Origin of the sequence: Psychrosphaera haliotis (genome assembly GCF_039523615.1) — a bacterium.
GTDB lineage: Bacteria > Pseudomonadota > Gammaproteobacteria > Enterobacterales > Alteromonadaceae > Psychrosphaera > Psychrosphaera haliotis.
Genome location: NZ_BAAAFQ010000004.1, coordinates 115549 through 135452, shown reverse-complemented (window position 1 = coordinate 135452; position 19904 = coordinate 115549). Strand labels below are relative to the sequence as shown.

Sequence of the window (19904 nt, the reverse complement as noted above, 5' to 3'; positions counted from 1 at the left end):
AACCTATTCTATTAGTGATGCGTCCAATGATACTTTTCTTCTTTTTGCTTAAGCTCAGTGGCAGTTGCCGTTGGCATTGCATTGATGTTTAAGCGGTCAAAGAATAGAGGTTTTGCTTTATAGTCACCAGTAACGACTTCGTTCATCGTTTTAGCATCAAATAGACGACCGTTAATCATAGTGTGAGATACGAACTCAGATTTACGAATATCGCTTAATACGTCTTCTTCAATGATAACTATATCCGCTAACTTGCCAGCTTCAATAGAACCAATGTCTTTGTCCATACCTAATGCAATGGCACCGTCATAAGTAGCTCCACGAAGCGCTTCCCATGCTGTAAATCCACCTTGAGCCATCATCCACATTTCCCAGTGCGCTGCTAGACCTTCACGTTGACCGTGCGCGCCGATTAAAACACGAACACCATTGTCACGTAATGTCTTAGCGTATTTTGCCACTTCAATATGGTTGTAATGGTCTTCAGGCGCCGTTTCACGACGAATTGATAATGGCTCAATAATGTAGCGAGGTGCAAATCGCATTAAACGTTCATTTTCCCAAACGTTTGTTTTGTCATACCAGTAGCGCTCACCAGATAAACCACCATAAGCTACAACAAATGTTGGGTTGTATGCCGTTTCAGTTTGGCTCCAAATCTGAGTTAAATCTTTATAACCACGAGGGATATTTAAAGAGTGTTCAAGAGTTGTGTGACCATCAATGACCATCGTCATGTTTTGGTATAACTTACCGCCACCTTCAGGAACTACATTAACGCCTAACTCGCGAGCTGCTGCTAGTACTTGTTGACGGGTATCACGGCGAGGGTGGTTGTAGCTTTTTACTGATACAGCTCCGTTATCTTGAGTACGCTTAATGTGGTATTTAGCATCGTCATAGTCGTCGATTTTAGCCGTTGCACCTGGCGAGTAACCGGCATAAAGAATTCGCCCTGTAGAGAAAATTCTAGGGCCAACAATTTTGCCCGTACGCTGTAATTCAGCAGCGGCAAATATCTCGCGGTTATCATTAGAAGGGTCGTGAAGTGTCGTTACACCAAAGCCAATAGAAGAGAAGTTCTTCCAGTTCTGCTGTGGAATAATTTGACGTGTACCTTGAGAGCCATGTGCGTGCGCATCAATAATTCCAGGTACCAAGGTTTTTCCGCTAACATCAACGGTTTTAAAGCCTCGAGGTATCTTAATGTCAGACGCTTTGCCTACTTTAACAATGCGATTACCTTCCACTAAAACAACACCATCTTCGATAACTTCTTGATTATTATCAGCATCGCGCATAGTGACAACTTTACCGCCTACAAGAGCAACCTTAGAGTCAGGGATATCTGCGTCTACTTCAAAACTAAGATCAATGCCTGTGCTCGTTGGCTCTGGTAATGCTTCATCAGTTTTTGCTAGGTACTCAAGCGTATCAGATACTTTTCGTGAGTATAATGTTGAAGCATTAGACCAATGCAATGTAGAGCTGTCAGCTGACCAATGTAATTCTGAACCACTGGTTTTAGATGCCTGACCAACTGGAACCCAAGATGATTTTGGACCGATTGATTGTAAAGTGCCTACTTTTGAAAATGGGGCAACATACGCATTATACTGATAGGTAAATGCAACCCATTGACCATTTGGCGATACTTTAAATTCAGTAACCTTGTCGCCTTTTAAAACATCGCGTTGATCAAAACCATCTAAGTTAACTTCAACCAATTTACGTTTTGTACCGTACGAACCTGACTGGTATGAAGTGAAATAGATTTTGTCGTTATCGGCTCCAAAGTGCGCATCACTGCCACTTTTAATAACACGCTTCATGTTTTTGCCTTTTACATCAGCAATATATACACCTGGCTCCATTGACCATTCAGGAGAAGTTATGTAACCACCAGTAAAGCGATTAAAAATGACGTTTTCGCCGTTTGGAGAAAAGCGCGGTTGCATATAGTGCCCAGGCTCTTTCGTTATAACTTTACCTTTGCCGCCACGTGCTTTAACCACTCTAACTGTACCTAAGTCTTCATCATTCCAAGTAGAGTATGTAATGTATTTTCCGTCACGAGAAAAGCTTGGGTAATACTCGTCATGATCATTTTGTTTAGTCAGTCGTTTTACTTTTCCAGACTCAACATAACGAACATATAGTTTACCAAGCGCTTGATAAACAATACGATCACCTTTTGGTGACATGGTTGCCCAACGCGTTTGTTTCACATTAACTTTGTCCGGAGCAACATCAACGGCAACACGAACGGCTTGTTGTACTTGTTTTTCTACTTTGACGTTAAATGGAATGTTAGAAACCTGTTTGTTTTTAACGTCTACAGATTGAAACTTACCATTACTCCAAAAAACGATGTTTTTGCTATTTGGTGTCCAATCAAAGTAGGCGTAGTTACCTTCTGTACCAAATGTTTCTTGATGGTCTCTTTCCATCTCAGTATACAAACGCGTGTCTACACCAGACTTAAGATCTTTTATATACAAAACGGTTTTAGTATCTTCGCGTTTTAGATACGCCATATACTTTCCATCTGGTGACGGTGTAGGAATAACCGCACCACCAGCGCCGCCAATATAACGCTCTTCTTCACCGCTATCTAAGTCATGTCTAATAATGTTAAACAGTTCAGATGTTGAATTTTTATTGTATTGCCAAACACGACCGCCAGTAACATCTTGTGTGTAATATAAGTATTTCCCATCTGGTGAGAATTTAGGGTCGGTGATATTTTTCTGATTAAACGCTCCATAAGAGCCAGACTTAACTTTAGTGCCGCTTCCACCTGTATGGTGGTAAAGCCAAATTTCGCCGGCAGCAACAGAGCGAGACGACATTACGCCTCGAGTTACTGCGATAAACTGACCATCAGGACTCCACGTTGGTGTATGGATAGTGTGGCTCGTTTGTTTAGTAATTTGAACAGGGTCGCTACCATCAGCGTTCATAACCCAGACGTTCATCATGCCATCACGGTCGCTTAAGAAGGCGATTTTTTTGCCATCAGGACTATAAGTAGCCTGCATATTCCAATCAAAGCCTAAAACTAATGGTTTTGCTTCACCACCAGAAATTGGCATTGTATAAATATCGCCAAGCATATCAAAAATTATCGTTTTGCCATTTGGGTGTACGTCTAAGTTTGACCAAGTTGATTCATCAGTATCAATCGATACTGTTTTCATTTCGCCAGTCGGGTTTTTAACATCCCACTTTTTGTCGTCTTTTTTTTCAGCCTCTTCAGCAGCTACGCTTTTATCGGCGATAAATGCCTGCGTTGGGGCAATATAGGCCGATGTCAATGCAACACTAAGCAGTGTTAGCTTAATCGCTTTTTTCATTAGTTTTCCCTGATGTATTGTTATTAATTAAAACTATAAAAATAGTGTACTTAGCTTTTTTGCTTCCGTCACCTAGTTGCGATGAAAAGCCAACTATGTTGGTTAATTGAGGTGTTTTGTTTTTTCGTTCGAGGTAAAATGTCACGATAAAATTAAATTTTAGGGAAATAAAAAGTTGTCTCATTCCAATAATAAGAAAATATTTTTAACGCACTTTCAACTGCTCTGTTTTATTACAGTGCTTTCTTTAACCGCGCTATTTTCAGGCGGTGTAGCGGCAACCCCTAAAGTTAGTCAACTAGATAGTGCAAACGAAACAGTTAGCGAAACGGCAGAAACCGAAAAGATGACGCCATCTAAAGAAATGCTAAACGCAATGTCGAATTTAGAAAACAAAGATAGAGCGGTAACAGATGGTTTAACTAACATGGAGAGAATTGAAAAATATACCAAGAGCGGGTTTGTTCATATTCTGCCATTAGGTCTAGACCATATTCTATTTGTATTAGCTTTATTTTTCTCGACAATAATATTCAAGAAGCTTTTTTGGCAAATAACAGCGTTTACCCTAGCGCATTCAGTTACATTGGTATTATCAAGTTTAGGTTTCATTTCACTTAGTGGCAGCATTGTTGAACCTCTAATAGCCTTAAGCATAGCCTGGATGGCCATTGATAACATTCGCAACGAACACACGAGTTCAAAAAGACTGTGGGTTATTATTTTCTTTGGTTTATTACATGGGTTAGGTTTTGCTTCTGTTCTGAGCGAGTTTGGATTACCGCAAGAGGCATTTTTAACAGCATTGTTTGCTTTTAATGTTGGTGTTGAGCTCGGGCAGTTAACCGTGCTTTTAGCCGCGACGGCCGTGTTTTATTTTTGGTCTCAAAAACCAAGCTACAGAGCGTTTGTTCAGGTCCCAATGTCAGCAATAATTGCATTGGTGGGACTATTTTGGTTTTTTGAAAGAATTTTGTAAATTGGTATTGTAAAGCTGTTTTTATTTAATTAGACTGAATTTATCGATTGGTGAATAAAACACCAACAAAAAGAATCTACTAACAATAAAAATAAAGGTCTGGCAGATGTTCTCATCGTCTTTTAGTAAAGGTTTTGGTTTAGGTCATGTTTGTGTAGTTGTTGCTATTTTAGCAATCGTAACGTTCGCTACTCAGCTTTAAAAACTTAAGCTTACATTTATATCCCTAGTGTTGGTGATACACCGCACATCTGTCTGCTATTGCCTATAAAAGCAGTTCTATTTACAGAACTCCTTATCCTCTTTGTCATCCACTCTAAACAGCACAGGTTTGCTGTAAAGGAATCATAATGTCTTTTATTAATACAAAAAACAGTAACGGTGTACTAACCATTGCGATAGATCGTTTAGCTCAAAAAAATGCATTGTCATTAGAGATGTATAAAGATTTAACCTCTGCATTAATGATGGCTGAGAAAGATGACGCTATTAAAGTTGCTGTTATAAAAGGGGATACTACCTGTTTTACTGCTGGCAACGATTTGAACGACTTTCTCAAAGGCGGCTCTTTAACAGAAGCTCACCCTACGGTTATATTTTTAAGAGCACTAGTGTCATTCAGTAAGCCTTTAATAGCCAGCGTTGCTGGCCCTGCTATTGGCATTGGGACTACGTTACTAATGCATTGTGATTTAGTGTACTCTGCGGATAATGCGGTTTTTCAATTACCTTTCTCTAAATTAGGCCTTTGCCCAGAAGCGGCATCTAGTGCAATTTTACCTAAGCTTACGGGTCGAGTGAAAGCATTTGAACTTTTGGTTTTAGGGAATAAGTTTAGTGCTGATGATGCCTTGCAGTTCGGTCTTGTGAATGATGTTGTGTCGCCAGAAGAACTGAATGAAAAAGTAGAATCTGTCGCTCTACAGATTGCTCAACTGCCAACTTTATCGGTACGAGCTTCTAAAGGTTTAATTATTGATTCTCAAAAAGAAAGTATAAACGAAGTTATATCACATGAACTTAAATACTTTGAGCAGCTTTTAGGTAGCGATGAGTGCAAAGCTATTATTGCGGGCTTTTTCAAAAGGTAGTACAAGGTAACTAACCTAAATTACTTCTTCTATTACTTGAAGGTGCTAAAAGTTAGCACCTCGTTTCTGATGTTTCTCTTTGTTGTCTAATCTCGATTCATCGCTCTTTTTCATCAACAAATAGGTCGCGCTACCGCCTCCGTGAAATGGTTGAGCAGAATGAAATGCCAAAGTCATAGGTAACTGCGTTAGCCACTGGTTTATATAGCTTTTTAACAAGGCCTGGTGTGGCTGACTTTGCAACCCCTTGCCATGTTGAATCAAAATACAGCGTAGGTTTTGTTTATGAGCATCTTTTGTAAAAATAAATAACTCATGCCTAGCTTCTTTGACTGACTTTCCATGTAAGTTGAGTACGGTGTGAATTTCATATTTCCCTAACCTCAAATTTTTGAATACCCCATGTTGCACGCCATCTTTTTTATATGACAAAATATCGTCAGGAGAAAGCAAGGTGACACTCTCAGTCGTTAACGGGTTTTGATTTGTGCCGCTTGATAGTTCGGCATTTATTCTTCGGCGTAGTAATGTTTCCTCATTTATCTTAGGAGTATTATTGGGCCTATTTTTGTTGCCCTGCTTTATTGGCTTTACATCACCCATTTCAGTAATAAATTCACTAAATTCATTCATAGGTCTTCTCCGTATACGTGCTTACCGTCTTATACGACAAGTTTACGTGAAAAGTTTGATAATAAATAATGCATAAATTGGAGGATTATTTTTCTATAGCTATACTTAAGTGGTTGGGAAATAGTTAAATATAAAGTGCGGTTAACTATATTGTTATACTTGTTTATAATTACATATATACAATGAATTTTTATGTATCAGGTTAAAAGCCTTATACTTTGAGCTAGAAAATATTGAAGAGGCTACCTGTTTATGTCTGAATTGAGTGCTACATCTGTTCTTATTGTGGATGATGTTAGCTCTGTGAGAGCGTTGTTACAAGAGACGTTAAGTCAGCTTGGTATGACTGATATTGCACAAGCGGCAAACGGACAAGAGGCACTAGATAAGTTTACTTCTAATTTACCGGATGTTGTGTTTTTAGATATTGAACTGCCAGATGCAAATGGTCAGTCCTTACTTAAAGATATGAAGAACATTAAAAGTAATGCGCATATTATAATGGTAACGGCTCATGGAACGGTAGATAACGTGAAAGAGTCTATTGCGTTAGGAGCATCGGGCTTTATTGTAAAGCCGTTCTCACCTAGAAAAATAGCTTCAGTGTTAAAAACCGTTTCACAGTCCTAAGTTAAAGGAATTAGCTTTACATGAATATACAAGAGATGCGCCAATGTGCTCCTAAAGCATTGTCTTTGCTTAAAATAATGTCGAATGAAAATCGCCTTTTTATTCTATGTAACTTATTAGAAGGTGAACTTGCAGTAAATGACTTAGTTGCGAGAGTTAATTTAGCTCAATCAGCACTGTCTCAGCATTTAGCTATTCTGCGTGAGCATAACTTTGTAAAAACGAGAAAGGAATCGCAAACGGTTTACTATTCTTTAGATAGTAAAGATGTTGTTCGGATGATGATGTTACTGCAAGATTTGTACTTACCCAAAAAACAATAGTTTGGGTTATCCATTAATTTAAATATCGTCTCGATTTTGTAGATATAAATTTGGTGCAATAAAAAAGGAGCTTATTAGCTCCTTTTTTATTGGCAGTTCCAGAATGTTTCTAGCTTGCTGAGTTTGCCGCTAACACTGTTTCTGCATCTGACTTCATCTGTTCTAAACCTAATTTATCATAGGCTTCAACCATTATTTTAAGTGCCGGTACTACAGATGCGCTGTCTTTGTAATATTCCACAACATATTTACAACGGTTTACTGCTGCAACATATGATGAGCGGCGCATGTAATATTGCGCAATCACAATCTCATGTTCTGCTAAACGATTAAGTACAGTCACCATGCGTTTTTTTGCATCTTCAATGTACATGCTATCTGGATATTTTTTGATTAGCTTTTTAAAGTCTGCAAACGCAGATCTAGAGGACTCCATATCTTTATCAGCATTAGAAAGGCCAAAAAACTCTTGAAATCCATTTAAGCCCTTTTCTTGATTAACAAGGCCTTTAAGGTATACCACAAAGTCACTTTGCGGGTGGTTAGGGTTTAGCTTCAAAAATCTATCAATCGCTGGTAGTGCCTCATCGAAGCGACCCGCTTTGTAATATGCAAACATCAGATCAATCTGAACTTGCCTTGAAAGCGCTCCATATGGGTACCTGCTTTCTAAATCATTAAGAATAGTAATAGCGCGATTATATAATTCACTATTTATAAAATCTTTTGCATCTTGGTATCTAGCCTGTGGCGAACGGTCTGAAATACGCTCGATTTCATCTGGAGATGAAGTACAGGCTGATAACACACCGCTTAAAACTACTAACAAACTAAAGTGACGAACAAACTTAAAATTCAACATTATTTTCAACCTGGAAAGTTTTCTTTTCTCGTTAAGTAAAAATTCGAGTAGAATGAATACATAGACATCATTCTATCTCAGTCAGATGCTGCATGCACTGGCAAATTCATATTAATCACATTAAAGATCATGAATAAAGAACTTATTGAACTACAAGCACAAACAAATGAACAGCATTTTGGTAAACGATTAGATCAAGTAATTGCCGATTTGTTCCCTGAATATTCAAGAAGTCGTCTAAAAGATTGGATTTTAGCCGAAAAAGTTTTGGTAAATGGCAAAATCGTCACAAAAGCTCGTGAAAAAATGCAAGGTAACGAAGATATTGTTATTTATGCAGAGCTGGAAGTTGAAGTTCATCATGAAGCTGAAAACATAGAATTAGATATTATCTATGAAGATGATCATTTAATGATCATTAATAAACCGGCCAATTTGGTTGTGCACCCAGGTGCCGGCAATCAATCGGGCACAATGCTTAATGCATTGTTACATCACTTTCCTGCAATTGAACTTGTTCCGCGAGCTGGAATTGTTCATCGCTTGGATAAGGATACAACGGGCTTGATGGTTGTTGCTAAGACAGTGCCGGCACAAACGCAACTTGTTGCAGACATGCAAGAGAGACTCATTACTCGTGAGTATGAAGCTGTATGTCTTGGACGGTTAACGGCTGGTGGCAGTGTTGACAAACCGATAGGTCGTCATCCAACTAAACGCACAAATATGGCCGTTAATCAAATGGGCAAAGAAGCAGTGACTCACTACCGAGTTATTAGTAAGTTTCGAGCGCATACACATATCAGGTTAAGACTTGAGACAGGAAGAACACACCAAATTCGTGTTCATATGTCTCATTTAAGGCATCCATTAGTCGGTGATAGTCAATATGGTGGTCGTGTTCAGACACCAAAAGGGGCATCAGATGAGCTATTGCAAACTTTACGTGGATATCGACGTCAAGCCTTACACGCGGCTATGTTAAAGTTTTATCACCCAATTACAGGTGAGCCAGTAGAATTTCACTCGCCATTGCCTGAGGACTTTGTTGGTTTGTTAGAAGCGCTAAAGACTGATGTAACAGAGAATCAAGATGACATGGACTTCGGCGTCTTTTAAAGGCTTAAATAAAAATTTAAGTAGGCAAATACATGCTGGCACCACCGCACGTGAAGGTGGAGCTAGCGTTGAGCCTTATGCCGGCTTAAATTTGGCAACTCATGTTGGCGATGAGTTGTCTGCTGTGCTTACAAATAGAGAAATGCTAAAAACGGATCTGAATTTACCAAGTTCTCCATTTTGGTTAAATCAGACTCATAGCACCAATGTTATTGAACTGCCCCTCGAATATGATGACCTCACGGATGTTGATGCGTCGTTCACTTCAAAAACAGACACTGTATGTGCTGTGCTCACCGCTGACTGCTTACCCATCGTTATAACCGATAAAGATTTAAACTTTGTCGCCACGATTCATGCCGGATGGCGTGGATTGGTTAATGGCATCGTAGCGAACAGTGTGCAAAGAATTTTAAACACGGTAGATACTGAGCTTGAAAGCTTATCTGTTTGGGTTGGGCCGGCCATAGGACCAAATGCTTTTGAAGTTGGACAAGAAGTAAAATTAGAGTTTGAACAGAAATTTGGTTGTGTAGATAATATGTTTACACCACATGGTCATGGTAAGTATTTAGGCAACTTACCTCAACTAGCAAGGTTGGCGTGCAATCAATTGGGTATTAGTAATATTTCATATTCTGGTGAATGTACCTATTCTAATACAGACAAATACTTCTCATATCGTAAGGAAGGTCAAACGGGGCGAATCGCGACACTTGCTTGGCTGTCAAATAGTTAAATAAATGTAAAATTAATGATTTATGTCAATTATTTGATGTTGAGTAGTAAATAAACATTGAAAAAGTGACGCTTCGACCTAATTTTGTAAGTAAGCAAAACAAATTAACGTCGAGGTAAATCGATGCGTTTAGATAGACTAACGAATAAGTTTCAACAGGCCATTGCAGATGCGCAGTCATTAGCAGTAGGTCGAGATCATCAATACATTGAACCTATTCATATATTGCATTCCCTTATCAACCAAGAAAATAGCTCAGTAATAGCAATTTTAAATCACGCCAGTGTCAACGTATCAGAGTTGCGTACTAAATTATCCAGAGAGTTGGAGAAAGTTCCAACGGTAACTGGCTTTGCCGGTGACGTGCAATTATCTAGAGCAACAGCTGCTGTTTTAAATATATCAGACAAAATTACTCAGAAACGCAAAGACAAGTTTATAAGTAGCGAAGTCTTTCTATTGGCTTTATTTGATGAGAACGGAAGTATTCACCAGATATTTAAGTTAATAGGTTTGACGCGCGAAAACGTTGAAAAAGCCATCGACTCGGTTCGAGGCGGCCAAAAAGTAGAAGACCAAAATGCGGAAGATACCCGTCAGTCGTTAGAAAAGTATACCGTTGACCTCACTGCTAGGGCGGAACAAGGCAAGTTGGACCCAGTTATAGGACGAGACCAAGAGATCAGACGTACTATCCAGGTATTACAACGCAGAACGAAAAACAATCCTGTACTGATAGGTGAGCCAGGCGTTGGTAAAACGGCAATTGTCGAAGGTTTAGCACAGCGTATTATCAACGGCGAAGTGCCTGAAGGCTTGAAAAATAAACGCGTATTGTCGTTAGACTTTGGTTCTTTGGTTGCGGGAGCAAAATACCGTGGCGAATTTGAAGAGCGTTTGAAGTCGGTATTAAATGAACTAGGTAAAGAAGAAGGCAGAGTTATTCTCTTTATCGATGAAATTCATACTATGGTGGGCGCTGGTAAATCAGATGGTGCGATGGACGCGAGCAATATGTTGAAGCCAGCTTTAGCGCGTGGTGAGTTGCACTGTGTTGGCGCAACAACATTGGACGAGTATAGACAATACATTGAAAAAGATGCGGCATTAGAGCGACGTTTTCAGAAGGTTCAAGTTGATGAGCCTAATGTAGAAGATACTATTGCGATTTTACGAGGCTTAAAAGAGCGTTATGAGATTCATCACTCAGTAGACATTACTGACCCTGCAATTGTTGCCGCAGCGAGTTTATCAAATCGCTATATCAGCGACCGCCAATTACCAGACAAAGCAATAGACCTTATTGATGAGGCTGCTTCAAGTATCCGTATGCAAATTGATTCTAAGCCAGAAGAGTTAGAGCAGTTAGAGCGTAAAATTATTCAACTTAAACTTGAAGACAATGCGTTACTCAAAGAAACCGATGAGTCGAGTAAAAATCGTTTGATGCTGATTCGTGACCAAATCACGGAATTGGAGAAAAAATACCAAGAGTTAGAAGAGATTTGGTTTTCAGAGAAAGCCGCATTGTCTGGAACTCAAACCATTAAAGAGCAACTAGAGCAAGCCCGTTTAGATTTAGAAGTGGCCAGCAGAGCTAGTGACTTGCAAAGAATGTCAGAGCTGCAATATGGACGAATTCCAGAGTTAGAAAAGCAGTTAGATTTTGCATCACAAGCTGAAATGGACGACATGACATTGTTGCGTAATAAAGTCACCGAGTCTGAAATTGCTGAAGTGTTATCTCGTTGGACAGGCATTCCAGTGAATAAAATGCTCGAGTCGGAGCGAGATAAATTATTACAAATGGAAAGCCAGTTACACACGCGTGTTGTTGGTCAGTCCGAAGCAGTAGAAGCTGTCGCAAACGCCATTCGACGCTCAAGAGCCGGTTTAGCCGATCCTAATCGTCCAAATGGTTCCTTTTTGTTTTTAGGCCCAACAGGGGTTGGTAAAACCGAATTGACTAAAGCATTGGCGCACTTTTTATTTGATTCTGAAGATAATATGGTTCGCATCGATATGTCTGAGTTTATGGAAAAACACTCAGTGGCAAGACTCATTGGCGCGCCTCCAGGTTATGTAGGTTATGAAGAGGGCGGTTATTTAACAGAAGCCGTTAGAAGAAAGCCTTATTCGGTGATATTACTTGATGAAGTAGAAAAGGCGCATCCAGATGTGTTTAATATTCTTTTGCAGGTTTTGGATGAAGGCCGATTAACCGATGGTCAAGGTCGTACTGTCGATTTTAGAAATACGGTTATTATTATGACATCTAACTTGGGCTCTGATGTTATTCAGTCGAGCTATGCGCAAAACTCAGAGCAAAGTTACAATGACATGAAATCCTTAGTGATGGAAGTAGTTGGGCAGCACTTTAGACCAGAGTTTATTAACCGTATTGATGACACAGTGGTATTTCATCCATTAAATAATCAAGAGATTCAACAGATTGCAGAAATCCAATTAATTGGGTTGAGAAAGCGTTTAGCGGAGCAAGATGTTGAGTTAGAAGTATCGCATGAGGCGTTAACATTGCTTGGTAAAGCCGGTTTTGACCCTGTTTATGGTGCAAGACCATTAAAACGAGCTATTCAGCAACATGTTGAAAACACTTTAGCGCAAGCGTTACTGTCTGGTGAGATAAAACCAAAAGATAGTGTAACCATTGATGTTATAAACGATAACTTTGTTATCAGACATAACTAATAGAAGTTAAAAGGGTTCGCTTGTTAGTGATAGCCCTTTGATAAGACGTGGTGCCAGTTAATTAAATTGGCACTAACCTAAGGTCGTAGGTTATTATTAAACTTAATTAAAACTAATTGTTTGATAAGTCTATTTTGCCTACGACTCCTCTTTTTAAACTCAACGGTGTGTGCTGGAACCTAGCCAGTAAGGATATACTTAAAAATATATCGTTAAGTTTACCGCGTAATAAAATCATTGGCATTATTGGCCCTAACGGTGCAGGCAAATCCAGTTTACTAAAAGCGATGCATGGGCAAATCAAAACAAGCCAAGGTACCGTTGATTTTAATGACCAACCCATCCTGCAATATGGTCTTAAAGACAAAGCAAAACAAATTGCTTTTATAGAACAGCTACCAGAACTAACGTTTGATCTCAGTGTATACGACGCCGTACTAGCGGGACGTTTACCGTATCAGGGGTTATTTTCATTTTCTAACTCTTCTGATAAAAATAGAATATTGAGCGCGTTAGAAAAAATGGAGCTTTTGGATAAAGAAAGTCAGCCCTTCAACACACTTTCAGGTGGTGAGCAGCAAAGAGCATTAATAGCCCGCTCACTTGTTCAAGGAGCTACAACATTACTTTTAGATGAACCTACTAATCACCTTGATATTAGACATCAACTTGAATTGATGCAGACCCTGCAAGAGTTTGATGGCTCTGTCATTATGACAATTCACGACTTAAATATGGCAAGTCACTATTGTGATTATTTAATTTTAATAAATGAAGGCGAAGTAGTGAAGTACGGTGAGCCGAAGGAAGTTCTAAACGCTGAACTAATATCAACTACTTACAAGGTAGAAACGGTCGTAAAAGAGTCTTCGCTGGGGACACCTTATTTGTATTTTTGCTTAGCCGAATCTGACCCTATTAACAATGCAGAGCCTATCAACAGTGCAGAGCAACAACAATGACTAGCCCATTTAATAAACACGACACATCAAATTTGATTGGCTCTAAGTCTAAAAATAGTAACAAGGTACAAAAGCTACTTTTGCCTTTGTTGTTATTGTTAATATCTGTCACGTTGGCGTTAGGCTTAGGATCTGTGTATATCCCTTTTAGTGAGGTTCTGTATTGCTTAACCGAGCAGTGCAGCAGTCCAATAAATTCTATGATAGTGCAGGATATTAGGCTACCTAGAGTGCTATTGGCTTTATTTGCTGGAGCAGGTCTAGCTGTTGCGGGCGCTGTTTTGCAAAATTCAACAAATAACTCTTTAGCGGATCCCTACTTATTCGGAATTGTGTCAGGTGCTGGGTTAGGTGCAATTTTGTATAACGTTTTAAATATTCAATTAGGAACCATAGGAATGAGCCTTTTTGCATTTTTAGGAGCGTTACTGTCGGTCACTTTAGTTATGTCTGTTGCAATAAGTAAAGCCTATAAAAAAACAGAGACCTTGATATTAACCGGCGTAGCCGTTTCTTTTATGCTAGCAGCTGCTTCTCAATTTCTTCTATATGTTTCTGAACCTATGGCTGCAAACCGAATCATATTCTGGTTAATGGGCAGTGTCGCCTTTGCAAATGCAGAATCCGTTACTTGGGTTAGTACTACAGTCATTACCTCAAGTATCGTTCTTTGGTTATTACGAGATAATATCGATGCGTTGCTACTTGGCGATGAACAAGCAAAAAGCTTAGGCGTTAACGTCGATTTAGTTAGGATACTGGCGTTATTAATTACCTCAGCAATGACCGCTATAATTGTCGCTTTTTGTGGTGGAATTGGTTTTGTTGGCCTAATGATCCCCCATATAATTAGATGGTTTGGTTTTGTAAAAATGCGTCAGTTATTGCCGATGGTTTTTGTTGTTGGTGCTGTATTTCTAATTTGGGTAGATGTTATTGCTAGGGTGAGTATTCCTAATCAGGAAATACCACTGGGTGTAATAACATCAGCCTGTGGAAGCTTATTCTTTTTACTTATTTTAAAACGAAGAGTGTCGTAATGAAAACGTTTGTCGTGAGCTGCTTGTTAATACTATTTTCTGCGTTCGCATCTGCAGAGTCATTTTCAGATTCTGCTAAGCCTACTCTTATTGGGTTAGCCCCTAATGTTGTGGAAATCATTTACGCTTTAGGAGCCGGGCCACAATTAATGGGAGCAAGCGAACACTCTACTTACCCTGAAGATGCCCAACGCTTACCACAAGTTTCAAACTACCTAAACATAGACATTGAAGCTATTGTAACAATGAACCCTGACATTGTAGTGGTTTGGAAAGGGGGAACACCTGAAAAAGGCATACAAAAACTGATTGATTTAAACATTAAGGTCTTCCAATTTTCAGCTAATAACTTTAGTGAAATGTTAAAGGAAATAAAACGCTTAGGTCAGCAAATAGGTAGGAATCAAGCGGCAAAAGAATTAACTACCGCCTTACAACTAAAGTACGATGCAATTAAAGTTCAATTTAAAAGTAATGTTAGCCTTATTGGTTTTGTGGAAGTCTGGCCAAATCCTTTAACGACAGCAACTCAAGGTACTATTGTTGACCAAGCTATTAGTGTATGTGGTGTTAAAAACCTATTTCAAACGCCAATAAATTCCTATCCCCAAGTATCTTTAGAATCGGTTATCACTCAGCCAATGGACGTTATTATACAACCCGTATCTAAAACAGCACCTGCGCAGGTCATGGACTGGTCAAACTATACTCATTTAAATGCCGTGATGAATGGAGCTATTGTATCGCCTGACAGTGACAAGCTTTTAAGGTGGTCACCAAGATGGATTGATGAAGTACAATTATTGTGTCAATCAATTGCGCGAGTAGCCTCAAAATAGCGCTTAACCTCAGGTAAATCTGGGCTTTTGTAATCTTTTACTGTATAAGCCACCCGGAAACTGAGTTTGCAATTAGGAAGTTGGTAAAGCCAACACTGCCCCCGCAACGGTACGCGCTTGTCGCAAGTCCGGAACTAATGCGAACTTTATCTTTATGATCTACGGATCAAAACTAGGTGCGGAGGGCACCTAAGGCAGAGGCAAATGAAAAAAACAATCATATCGGTCGCTTTGTTGACCTTACTAAATACAAACCAAAGTTTAGCAACAGAAGAGCTAGAAATTATCACTACGACAGGTTATCGCACTGAAGCCTCGTTAAACACTTCATTATCTTCTCAAATAGTCATAACCGCTGACGATATAGAGCAACTCGCTCCTATATCTATAACGGATCTCTTAAGTAGCTATGCTGCAATTGATATATCCTCTACAGGTGGTCGAGGACAAAACGCGTCTTTGTTTCTGCGTGGCGGCAACGCTGGCCATACATTAGTGTTAGTGGATGGTGTTCGAATTAGTTCGTCTACGCTGGGACTAGCAGATACGCAAAAGCTGGCAGTAAACAATATTGAACGTATCGAGATTGTAAGAGGTGCAAGAGCCTCTCTTTGGGGCTCAGAAGCGATTGGTGGTGTAATTCAAATTTTCACTAAAACAACACCTGCCACGTCATTAGCAATGAAAATAGGTACAGATAGATTTGAATCTATACGGTTTCAAACTTCTTTGGAACATGGAGATGGCCAAACTTCATTTTTAGTGGATCATCAAGAGAGTGAAGGCTTTGATGTTTTATCTGGTGTAGAGCCAGATAAAGATGGCTACTCTTATCAATCGTTTGCGTTAAATGGTTTCCAAAATATTGACTCAAAATTGAAATTAACCTGGCAGCTTAATGTTGACCAAGGTGACAATCAGTATGATTCACAGTGGGGCGGTTCCAACTCTACAGAGTTTCAAAATAAACTAATGAAAGTCGGTGGTATTTATCGCTGGGAAGACAATGTTAGTGAGTTTAGCTTTTCTGATCAAAGAGACGACTCAGAGACATTAGTGGAAGGCAGTTCTATACCAAGTGGTGAGCGAATAATAACGAAGCGTATGCAACTTAGTGCATTGAATACCACAACTATTTCAAAGCATGCTTCATTTACAATAGGTACCGACCTTTTAACAGAAGAAGTTGAAGGTGACTTAGTATTGGACGTTGATCATCGAGACCTTTCGGCTGTATTTGCACAAGGTATGTATTCCGAAAATAACTGGATTATTGAAAGCTCACTAAGATATGACTATATAGAGTCAGTTGATTCAGAGTTTACGCATAATATTGCTATCGGTTATCAAATTACGCCTAAAAGTATAGTTACCGTTATGCAAGGTACGGGCTTTAAAGTTCCAACCTTTAACGACCTATATTGGCCTGCTGACGGCTTTTCTGTAGGCAATGATACTTTAGAATCAGAACGCTCAAATAATTATGAAATTCGCTATGAACAAAGCTTTGATGATTTCTCTTTTAGTGCGACTTATTTCAATAATGATATCAAAAACCTAATTGAATGGACGCCAGATAGCAATTTTGTGTATCAACCTCAAAACGTCAAAGACGCGAATATTAAAGGTTATGAACTAGATGTTAATGGCGAGTTTTTAGGTTTAACACATGTACTGTCTGCAGCCTGGATAGATGCTATTGATGAATCAACCAATACTCGTTTGCCTTTAAGAGCAAAACAAAAGTATAGCTATTTAATGAGCTATCAAACAGACAAAGGCTTTGCTAGTTCAGTTGAATTTAAATACAGCGGCGAACGTCAGCAAACAAGCTGGGATGGCTCCATAACGAAGCTTGATTCATTTATGGCTACAAATGTGAATTTACATTATCAGCTAAATGAAGAAGTAAAGTTAACACTTTCGATAAAAGATGCGTTTGACAAGTCTGAGCCAACAGCCGTTGGTTATAACGTTGCAGGCCGACAAGCTTATTTGGGAGTAGTAATTAACCTGTAACGGAATGTTTTAGGGTTAACTACCACTTATTCAGCAGGTCATTTTTTATGATCTGCTGATTTTCAATTGTCGCGGTATTAATGCCAGTTTTTACCATTACTTCATCAGAAATATCAATAACATCAGCTACACCGATCACATTCCATAGCTTGCTCTCAATTTCTTTAGCTTTGTGCATCGCGTAATGATTTATATATTTAATTTCGTTGCTAACATAGTCCATGTCGGGACGTCCCGTTTTAGAAACGAATATTCTAAATGCTAGAAAAACATCCTTTTTGACTGCGGCCATAACAAAGCTTTCTAACATGTCTTGAGCCAAAAACTGGTCGCCAAAATAACACACAAAACTTCGTTGCACTGTAGCTTGATTAGGACGATATCTAATGTACAGATCTACCTGTTTCGGTCTGTCAGTTCGCTCCAACTCATTAAGGATTGGTGTAAACGCTTTTTGTACAGTATTGTCTTTTACCAATGGGTATAGGTTTATTGAATCTTTACCAACAGGGAACTGTTTCATTAGGTGATGAAATAAATTAGGCTGCGGTCCTTTTCCTACCATATTTATTTCTACTTTCTTTTGATGTTTACTGAAGTAAACCGCCATGTTTTTACTGTTTTTAGCAAAGATATTTCGGAGCGCTTTAGAAAGCCCTGGATATTTACTTTCCATTTTTGCAGGTGTTAATTTAGCGGCATTTTGCTTAATAAGCTTATAGAAAAACTGACGCCCTTGGTGGCCCCCTCTAGGGTCATAAACTCTTAAGTTCATTGTTAGTTTATCTTTAGAAACCGCCATTACTTCATAAGGTAGTTTCTCTAATTTGTATTTATTTGTGACTCGCTGTAGTTCAGGTAACGCTAACAACAAAATATCAGCTTTCTTAAACTCACAGGGAGATTCTAAAACCACTTGAAGTCCGTAACTAGAAATATCTCGGCTTGAACCTTTAATAAAGTTGGCCTCATCATCAACAAGTTCAATATTCACTGTCGTTTTGTATAGGTATCGTTCTTCTGAACGTAAATTTACGTAGTCAATTGAGTCAACTTCAATGTTAATGTATTTACTTAGCTTTCCGTGGCTAAAGGTTTTCAGTAAATTTAACTTCGACTGTTCATATTTGTACTGATCTTGATACTGCAAAGTTGAAGCGTCATTTTTTAATGAAGTTAATGTCACAATATAGGACAAATCTTTTAGTAAGCCTTGCACTCGAGGTGGAGGTGGGCGGTTTAACTTCTTAATTTCTTCGCTTGCTGTGTCGGGTATGGATAATGGTAAATGAGCATCATCATATGACGTTTTTGCCAATTGGAGTTTAAACACCTGCCAACTTTCCTTTTGGCTACCAAAACCAATAAACTGTTGTTTTAACGTGTCATCTTTATTGAGCTCTTCAAGCGTTGCTGAATAAAAGTATAGGCGGCCAGCTTTGGCATGAGTAAAGCAAAACAGCAGCGTTTGTTTTATTTCAGCCTCTTGAGATATCAAGGTGAGTAAGCGTTTTTGCGATAAAATTTGTTGGAAAACTAAGTTTTTATTTTCATCACTAAAATACCCTAAAATTGCTCTGTTGTTTTCAGTTGCCAGCGCAATCGTAGGCACGTATCTATCTTTAACGTGTCTTATATACAAAGGCAGTGATGTTAAGCGAGGTAAGTAGTATTGTTCAAAACCTTTAATAGTGGCGGCTTCAATCGTATTGTCAAAATTAACTTTATAGCGTCGTTTATTACCATTTATAAAGTTCGCTAAAAACTCATCAAAAGCTGCAATATCCTCGCTAAACGTTCTTTTTAAGCGCACATATTTTTGTGTTTCGTTAATAGCATCAATACCTACTACTTGATATTCAATGCCATCCTTTAGGCCTAATTCAAACTCTTCCTCTAAGCCAACCAAGTAAATCGCAAGCTTCTGATCTATATCTACAGCTCGTACTTTAGGAAGACGAACTTTAATTCCTCCAACGGATAAATCACTACTTTGAGCTTTTACTACGTCACCTAATCCAAACTGAATTTCAATGGCAATGCTAAAATTCATTCTTTCTTCAGCACGTATACCATAATGTGTGAATTCAACAGTATGACCAATTAGCTGTTTGGCAATAGTTTCTTTTTGCTTAAGTATTGGTGCAGCGTTAGGTGAGTTGAGCTGTTGTGCTTCTTCTAAACGTTCTTGTTGCTCTTTTTTATGAAGAACCCGGTGATTATTTTCCGCATTCATTACTTCTTCGTAACAACCTACCGTATATTGACCAAATTTTTCTACTTGAGATTTAAATATATTTTTGGCCACTTCATCTAAATAATGAATTTTTCCTTGGTATTCAAATTGACTCGGTTCGCCAACAACATGACCTCTTAAGTCGATTACCCTAGTCGTGGGCTGAGCTAATCTCTTTAATTCCATTTTGATTAAGAACTGTTTGGATTTAGGCACGTCGTTAGCCTTTGACTTAAATTCTTTGTCAAAGTTAGGTTCGTTTATAACTGATTTAAGGTCTTCAATTAAGTGATTGAATTCTTGAAGCTCAGTAGTCATTTAGTAATAGTTATCCATTTAGTTCAATTAGTACTTATCAGCACTAGAC

General features: G+C 38.8%; 15 protein-coding genes and 1 riboswitch. Of the genes, 11 read left to right on the top strand and 4 right to left on the bottom strand.

Going from position 1 to position 19904, the window contains the following annotated elements:
• Window positions 1–11 precede the first annotated feature (11 nt).
• Complete coding sequence (locus ABD009_RS03290) at window positions 12–3356, bottom strand: amidohydrolase family protein (protein ID WP_343822646.1); 3345 nt, start codon at window positions 3354–3356, stop codon at window positions 12–14.
• 175 nt (window positions 3357–3531) lie between these two features.
• Between ABD009_RS03290 and ABD009_RS03285 the strand changes: the two genes are divergently transcribed.
• Together ABD009_RS03285 and ABD009_RS03280 are read left to right on the top strand one after the other, a co-directional pair.
• The gene (locus tag ABD009_RS03285) at window positions 3532–4335 is read left to right on the top strand and encodes a HupE/UreJ family protein (protein WP_343822644.1); all 804 of its coding nucleotides are present in this window, start codon (window positions 3532–3534) and stop codon (window positions 4333–4335) included.
• A gap of 350 nt (window positions 4336–4685) precedes the next feature.
• Entirely contained in the window at window positions 4686–5426 is a 741-nt protein-coding gene (locus ABD009_RS03280) for an enoyl-CoA hydratase (RefSeq protein WP_343822642.1), read from the top strand.
• A gap of 45 nt (window positions 5427–5471) precedes the next feature.
• Here ABD009_RS03280 and smrA read toward each other — a convergent pair whose 3' ends face one another.
• On the bottom strand, window positions 5472–6059 hold the full coding sequence (smrA, locus tag ABD009_RS03275; RefSeq protein ID WP_343822640.1) for a DNA endonuclease SmrA: 588 nt from the start codon (window positions 6057–6059) through the stop codon (window positions 5472–5474).
• A 252-nt stretch (window positions 6060–6311) separates the two neighbouring features.
• Between smrA and ABD009_RS03270 the strand changes: the two genes are divergently transcribed.
• On the top strand, window positions 6312–6689 hold the full coding sequence (locus ABD009_RS03270; protein WP_155695354.1) for a response regulator: 378 nt from the start codon (window positions 6312–6314) through the stop codon (window positions 6687–6689).
• Window positions 6690–6709: 20 nt separating this feature from the next.
• On the top strand, window positions 6710–7012 hold the full coding sequence (locus tag ABD009_RS03265) for an ArsR/SmtB family transcription factor (protein ID WP_155695353.1): 303 nt from the start codon (window positions 6710–6712) through the stop codon (window positions 7010–7012).
• Between the two features lie 109 nt (window positions 7013–7121).
• Here ABD009_RS03265 and ABD009_RS03260 read toward each other — a convergent pair whose 3' ends face one another.
• Window positions 7122–7874 (bottom strand): outer membrane protein assembly factor BamD, encoded by a 753-nt coding sequence (locus ABD009_RS03260; RefSeq protein ID WP_343822637.1) that lies wholly within the window; start codon window positions 7872–7874, stop codon window positions 7122–7124.
• 129 nt (window positions 7875–8003) lie between these two features.
• Between ABD009_RS03260 and rluD the strand changes: the two genes are divergently transcribed.
• The 7 genes from rluD to ABD009_RS03225 all read left to right on the top strand — a co-directional run bounded on the left by rluD (window position 8004) and on the right by ABD009_RS03225 (window position 17301).
• A complete protein-coding gene (gene rluD, locus ABD009_RS03255; protein ID WP_343822635.1) occupies window positions 8004–8993 on the top strand; it encodes a 23S rRNA pseudouridine(1911/1915/1917) synthase RluD in 990 nt (329 codons plus the stop codon).
• Entirely contained in the window at window positions 8968–9732 is a 765-nt protein-coding gene (pgeF, locus tag ABD009_RS03250; RefSeq protein WP_343822633.1) for a peptidoglycan editing factor PgeF, read from the top strand. Before rluD ends, pgeF begins: the two co-directional genes overlap by 26 nt.
• Before the next feature lie 123 nt (window positions 9733–9855).
• Window positions 9856–12441: an ATP-dependent chaperone ClpB gene (gene clpB / locus ABD009_RS03245; RefSeq protein ID WP_343822631.1), complete on the top strand. Its 2586-nt coding sequence runs from the start codon at window positions 9856–9858 to the stop codon at window positions 12439–12441.
• 134 nt (window positions 12442–12575) lie between these two features.
• Window positions 12576–13403, top strand: a complete 828-nt coding sequence (locus ABD009_RS03240; protein WP_343822629.1) for an ABC transporter ATP-binding protein — start codon at window positions 12576–12578, stop codon at window positions 13401–13403.
• The gene (locus ABD009_RS03235) at window positions 13400–14443 is read left to right on the top strand and encodes a FecCD family ABC transporter permease (RefSeq protein WP_343822627.1); all 1044 of its coding nucleotides are present in this window, start codon (window positions 13400–13402) and stop codon (window positions 14441–14443) included. Before ABD009_RS03240 ends, ABD009_RS03235 begins: the two co-directional genes overlap by 4 nt.
• On the top strand, window positions 14443–15282 hold the full coding sequence (locus ABD009_RS03230; protein WP_343822625.1) for a helical backbone metal receptor: 840 nt from the start codon (window positions 14443–14445) through the stop codon (window positions 15280–15282). The genes ABD009_RS03235 and ABD009_RS03230 overlap by 1 nt, the downstream gene beginning before the upstream one ends.
• Before the next feature lie 36 nt (window positions 15283–15318).
• Window positions 15319–15439: riboswitch (cobalamin riboswitch) on the top strand.
• Between the two features lie 47 nt (window positions 15440–15486).
• Window positions 15487–17301 (top strand): TonB-dependent receptor plug domain-containing protein, encoded by a 1815-nt coding sequence (locus tag ABD009_RS03225; protein WP_343822623.1) that lies wholly within the window; start codon window positions 15487–15489, stop codon window positions 17299–17301.
• Window positions 17302–17320: 19 nt separating this feature from the next.
• Here ABD009_RS03225 and ABD009_RS03220 read toward each other — a convergent pair whose 3' ends face one another.
• Complete coding sequence (locus tag ABD009_RS03220) at window positions 17321–19855, bottom strand: PilZ domain-containing protein (protein ID WP_343822621.1); 2535 nt, start codon at window positions 19853–19855, stop codon at window positions 17321–17323.
• Between the last annotated feature and the right edge of the window lie 49 nt (window positions 19856–19904).

Bases quoted from the DNA above. Each gene is read 5' to 3' on its own strand.
- ABD009_RS03260 (WP_343822637.1), bottom strand. From the start codon at position 7,874: ATGTTGAATTTTAAGTTTGTTCGTCACTTTAGTTTGTTAGTAGTTTTA.
- ABD009_RS03220 (WP_343822621.1), bottom strand. From the start codon at position 19,855: ATGACTACTGAGCTTCAAGAATTCAATCACTTAATTGAAGACCTTAAA.
- ABD009_RS03235 (WP_343822627.1), top strand. From the start codon at position 13,400: ATGACTAGCCCATTTAATAAACACGACACATCAAATTTGATTGGCTCT.
- ABD009_RS03270 (WP_155695354.1), top strand. From the start codon at position 6,312: ATGTCTGAATTGAGTGCTACATCTGTTCTTATTGTGGATGATGTTAGC.
- pgeF (WP_343822633.1), top strand. From the start codon at position 8,968: ATGACATGGACTTCGGCGTCTTTTAAAGGCTTAAATAAAAATTTAAGT.
- ABD009_RS03290 (WP_343822646.1), bottom strand. From the start codon at position 3,356: ATGAAAAAAGCGATTAAGCTAACACTGCTTAGTGTTGCATTGACATCG.
- rluD (WP_343822635.1), top strand. From the start codon at position 8,004: ATGAATAAAGAACTTATTGAACTACAAGCACAAACAAATGAACAGCAT.
- clpB (WP_343822631.1), top strand. From the start codon at position 9,856: ATGCGTTTAGATAGACTAACGAATAAGTTTCAACAGGCCATTGCAGAT.
- ABD009_RS03265 (WP_155695353.1), top strand. From the start codon at position 6,710: ATGAATATACAAGAGATGCGCCAATGTGCTCCTAAAGCATTGTCTTTG.
- ABD009_RS03230 (WP_343822625.1), top strand. From the start codon at position 14,443: ATGAAAACGTTTGTCGTGAGCTGCTTGTTAATACTATTTTCTGCGTTC.
- ABD009_RS03280 (WP_343822642.1), top strand. From the start codon at position 4,686: ATGTCTTTTATTAATACAAAAAACAGTAACGGTGTACTAACCATTGCG.
- ABD009_RS03225 (WP_343822623.1), top strand. From the start codon at position 15,487: ATGAAAAAAACAATCATATCGGTCGCTTTGTTGACCTTACTAAATACA.
- smrA (WP_343822640.1), bottom strand. From the start codon at position 6,059: ATGAATGAATTTAGTGAATTTATTACTGAAATGGGTGATGTAAAGCCA.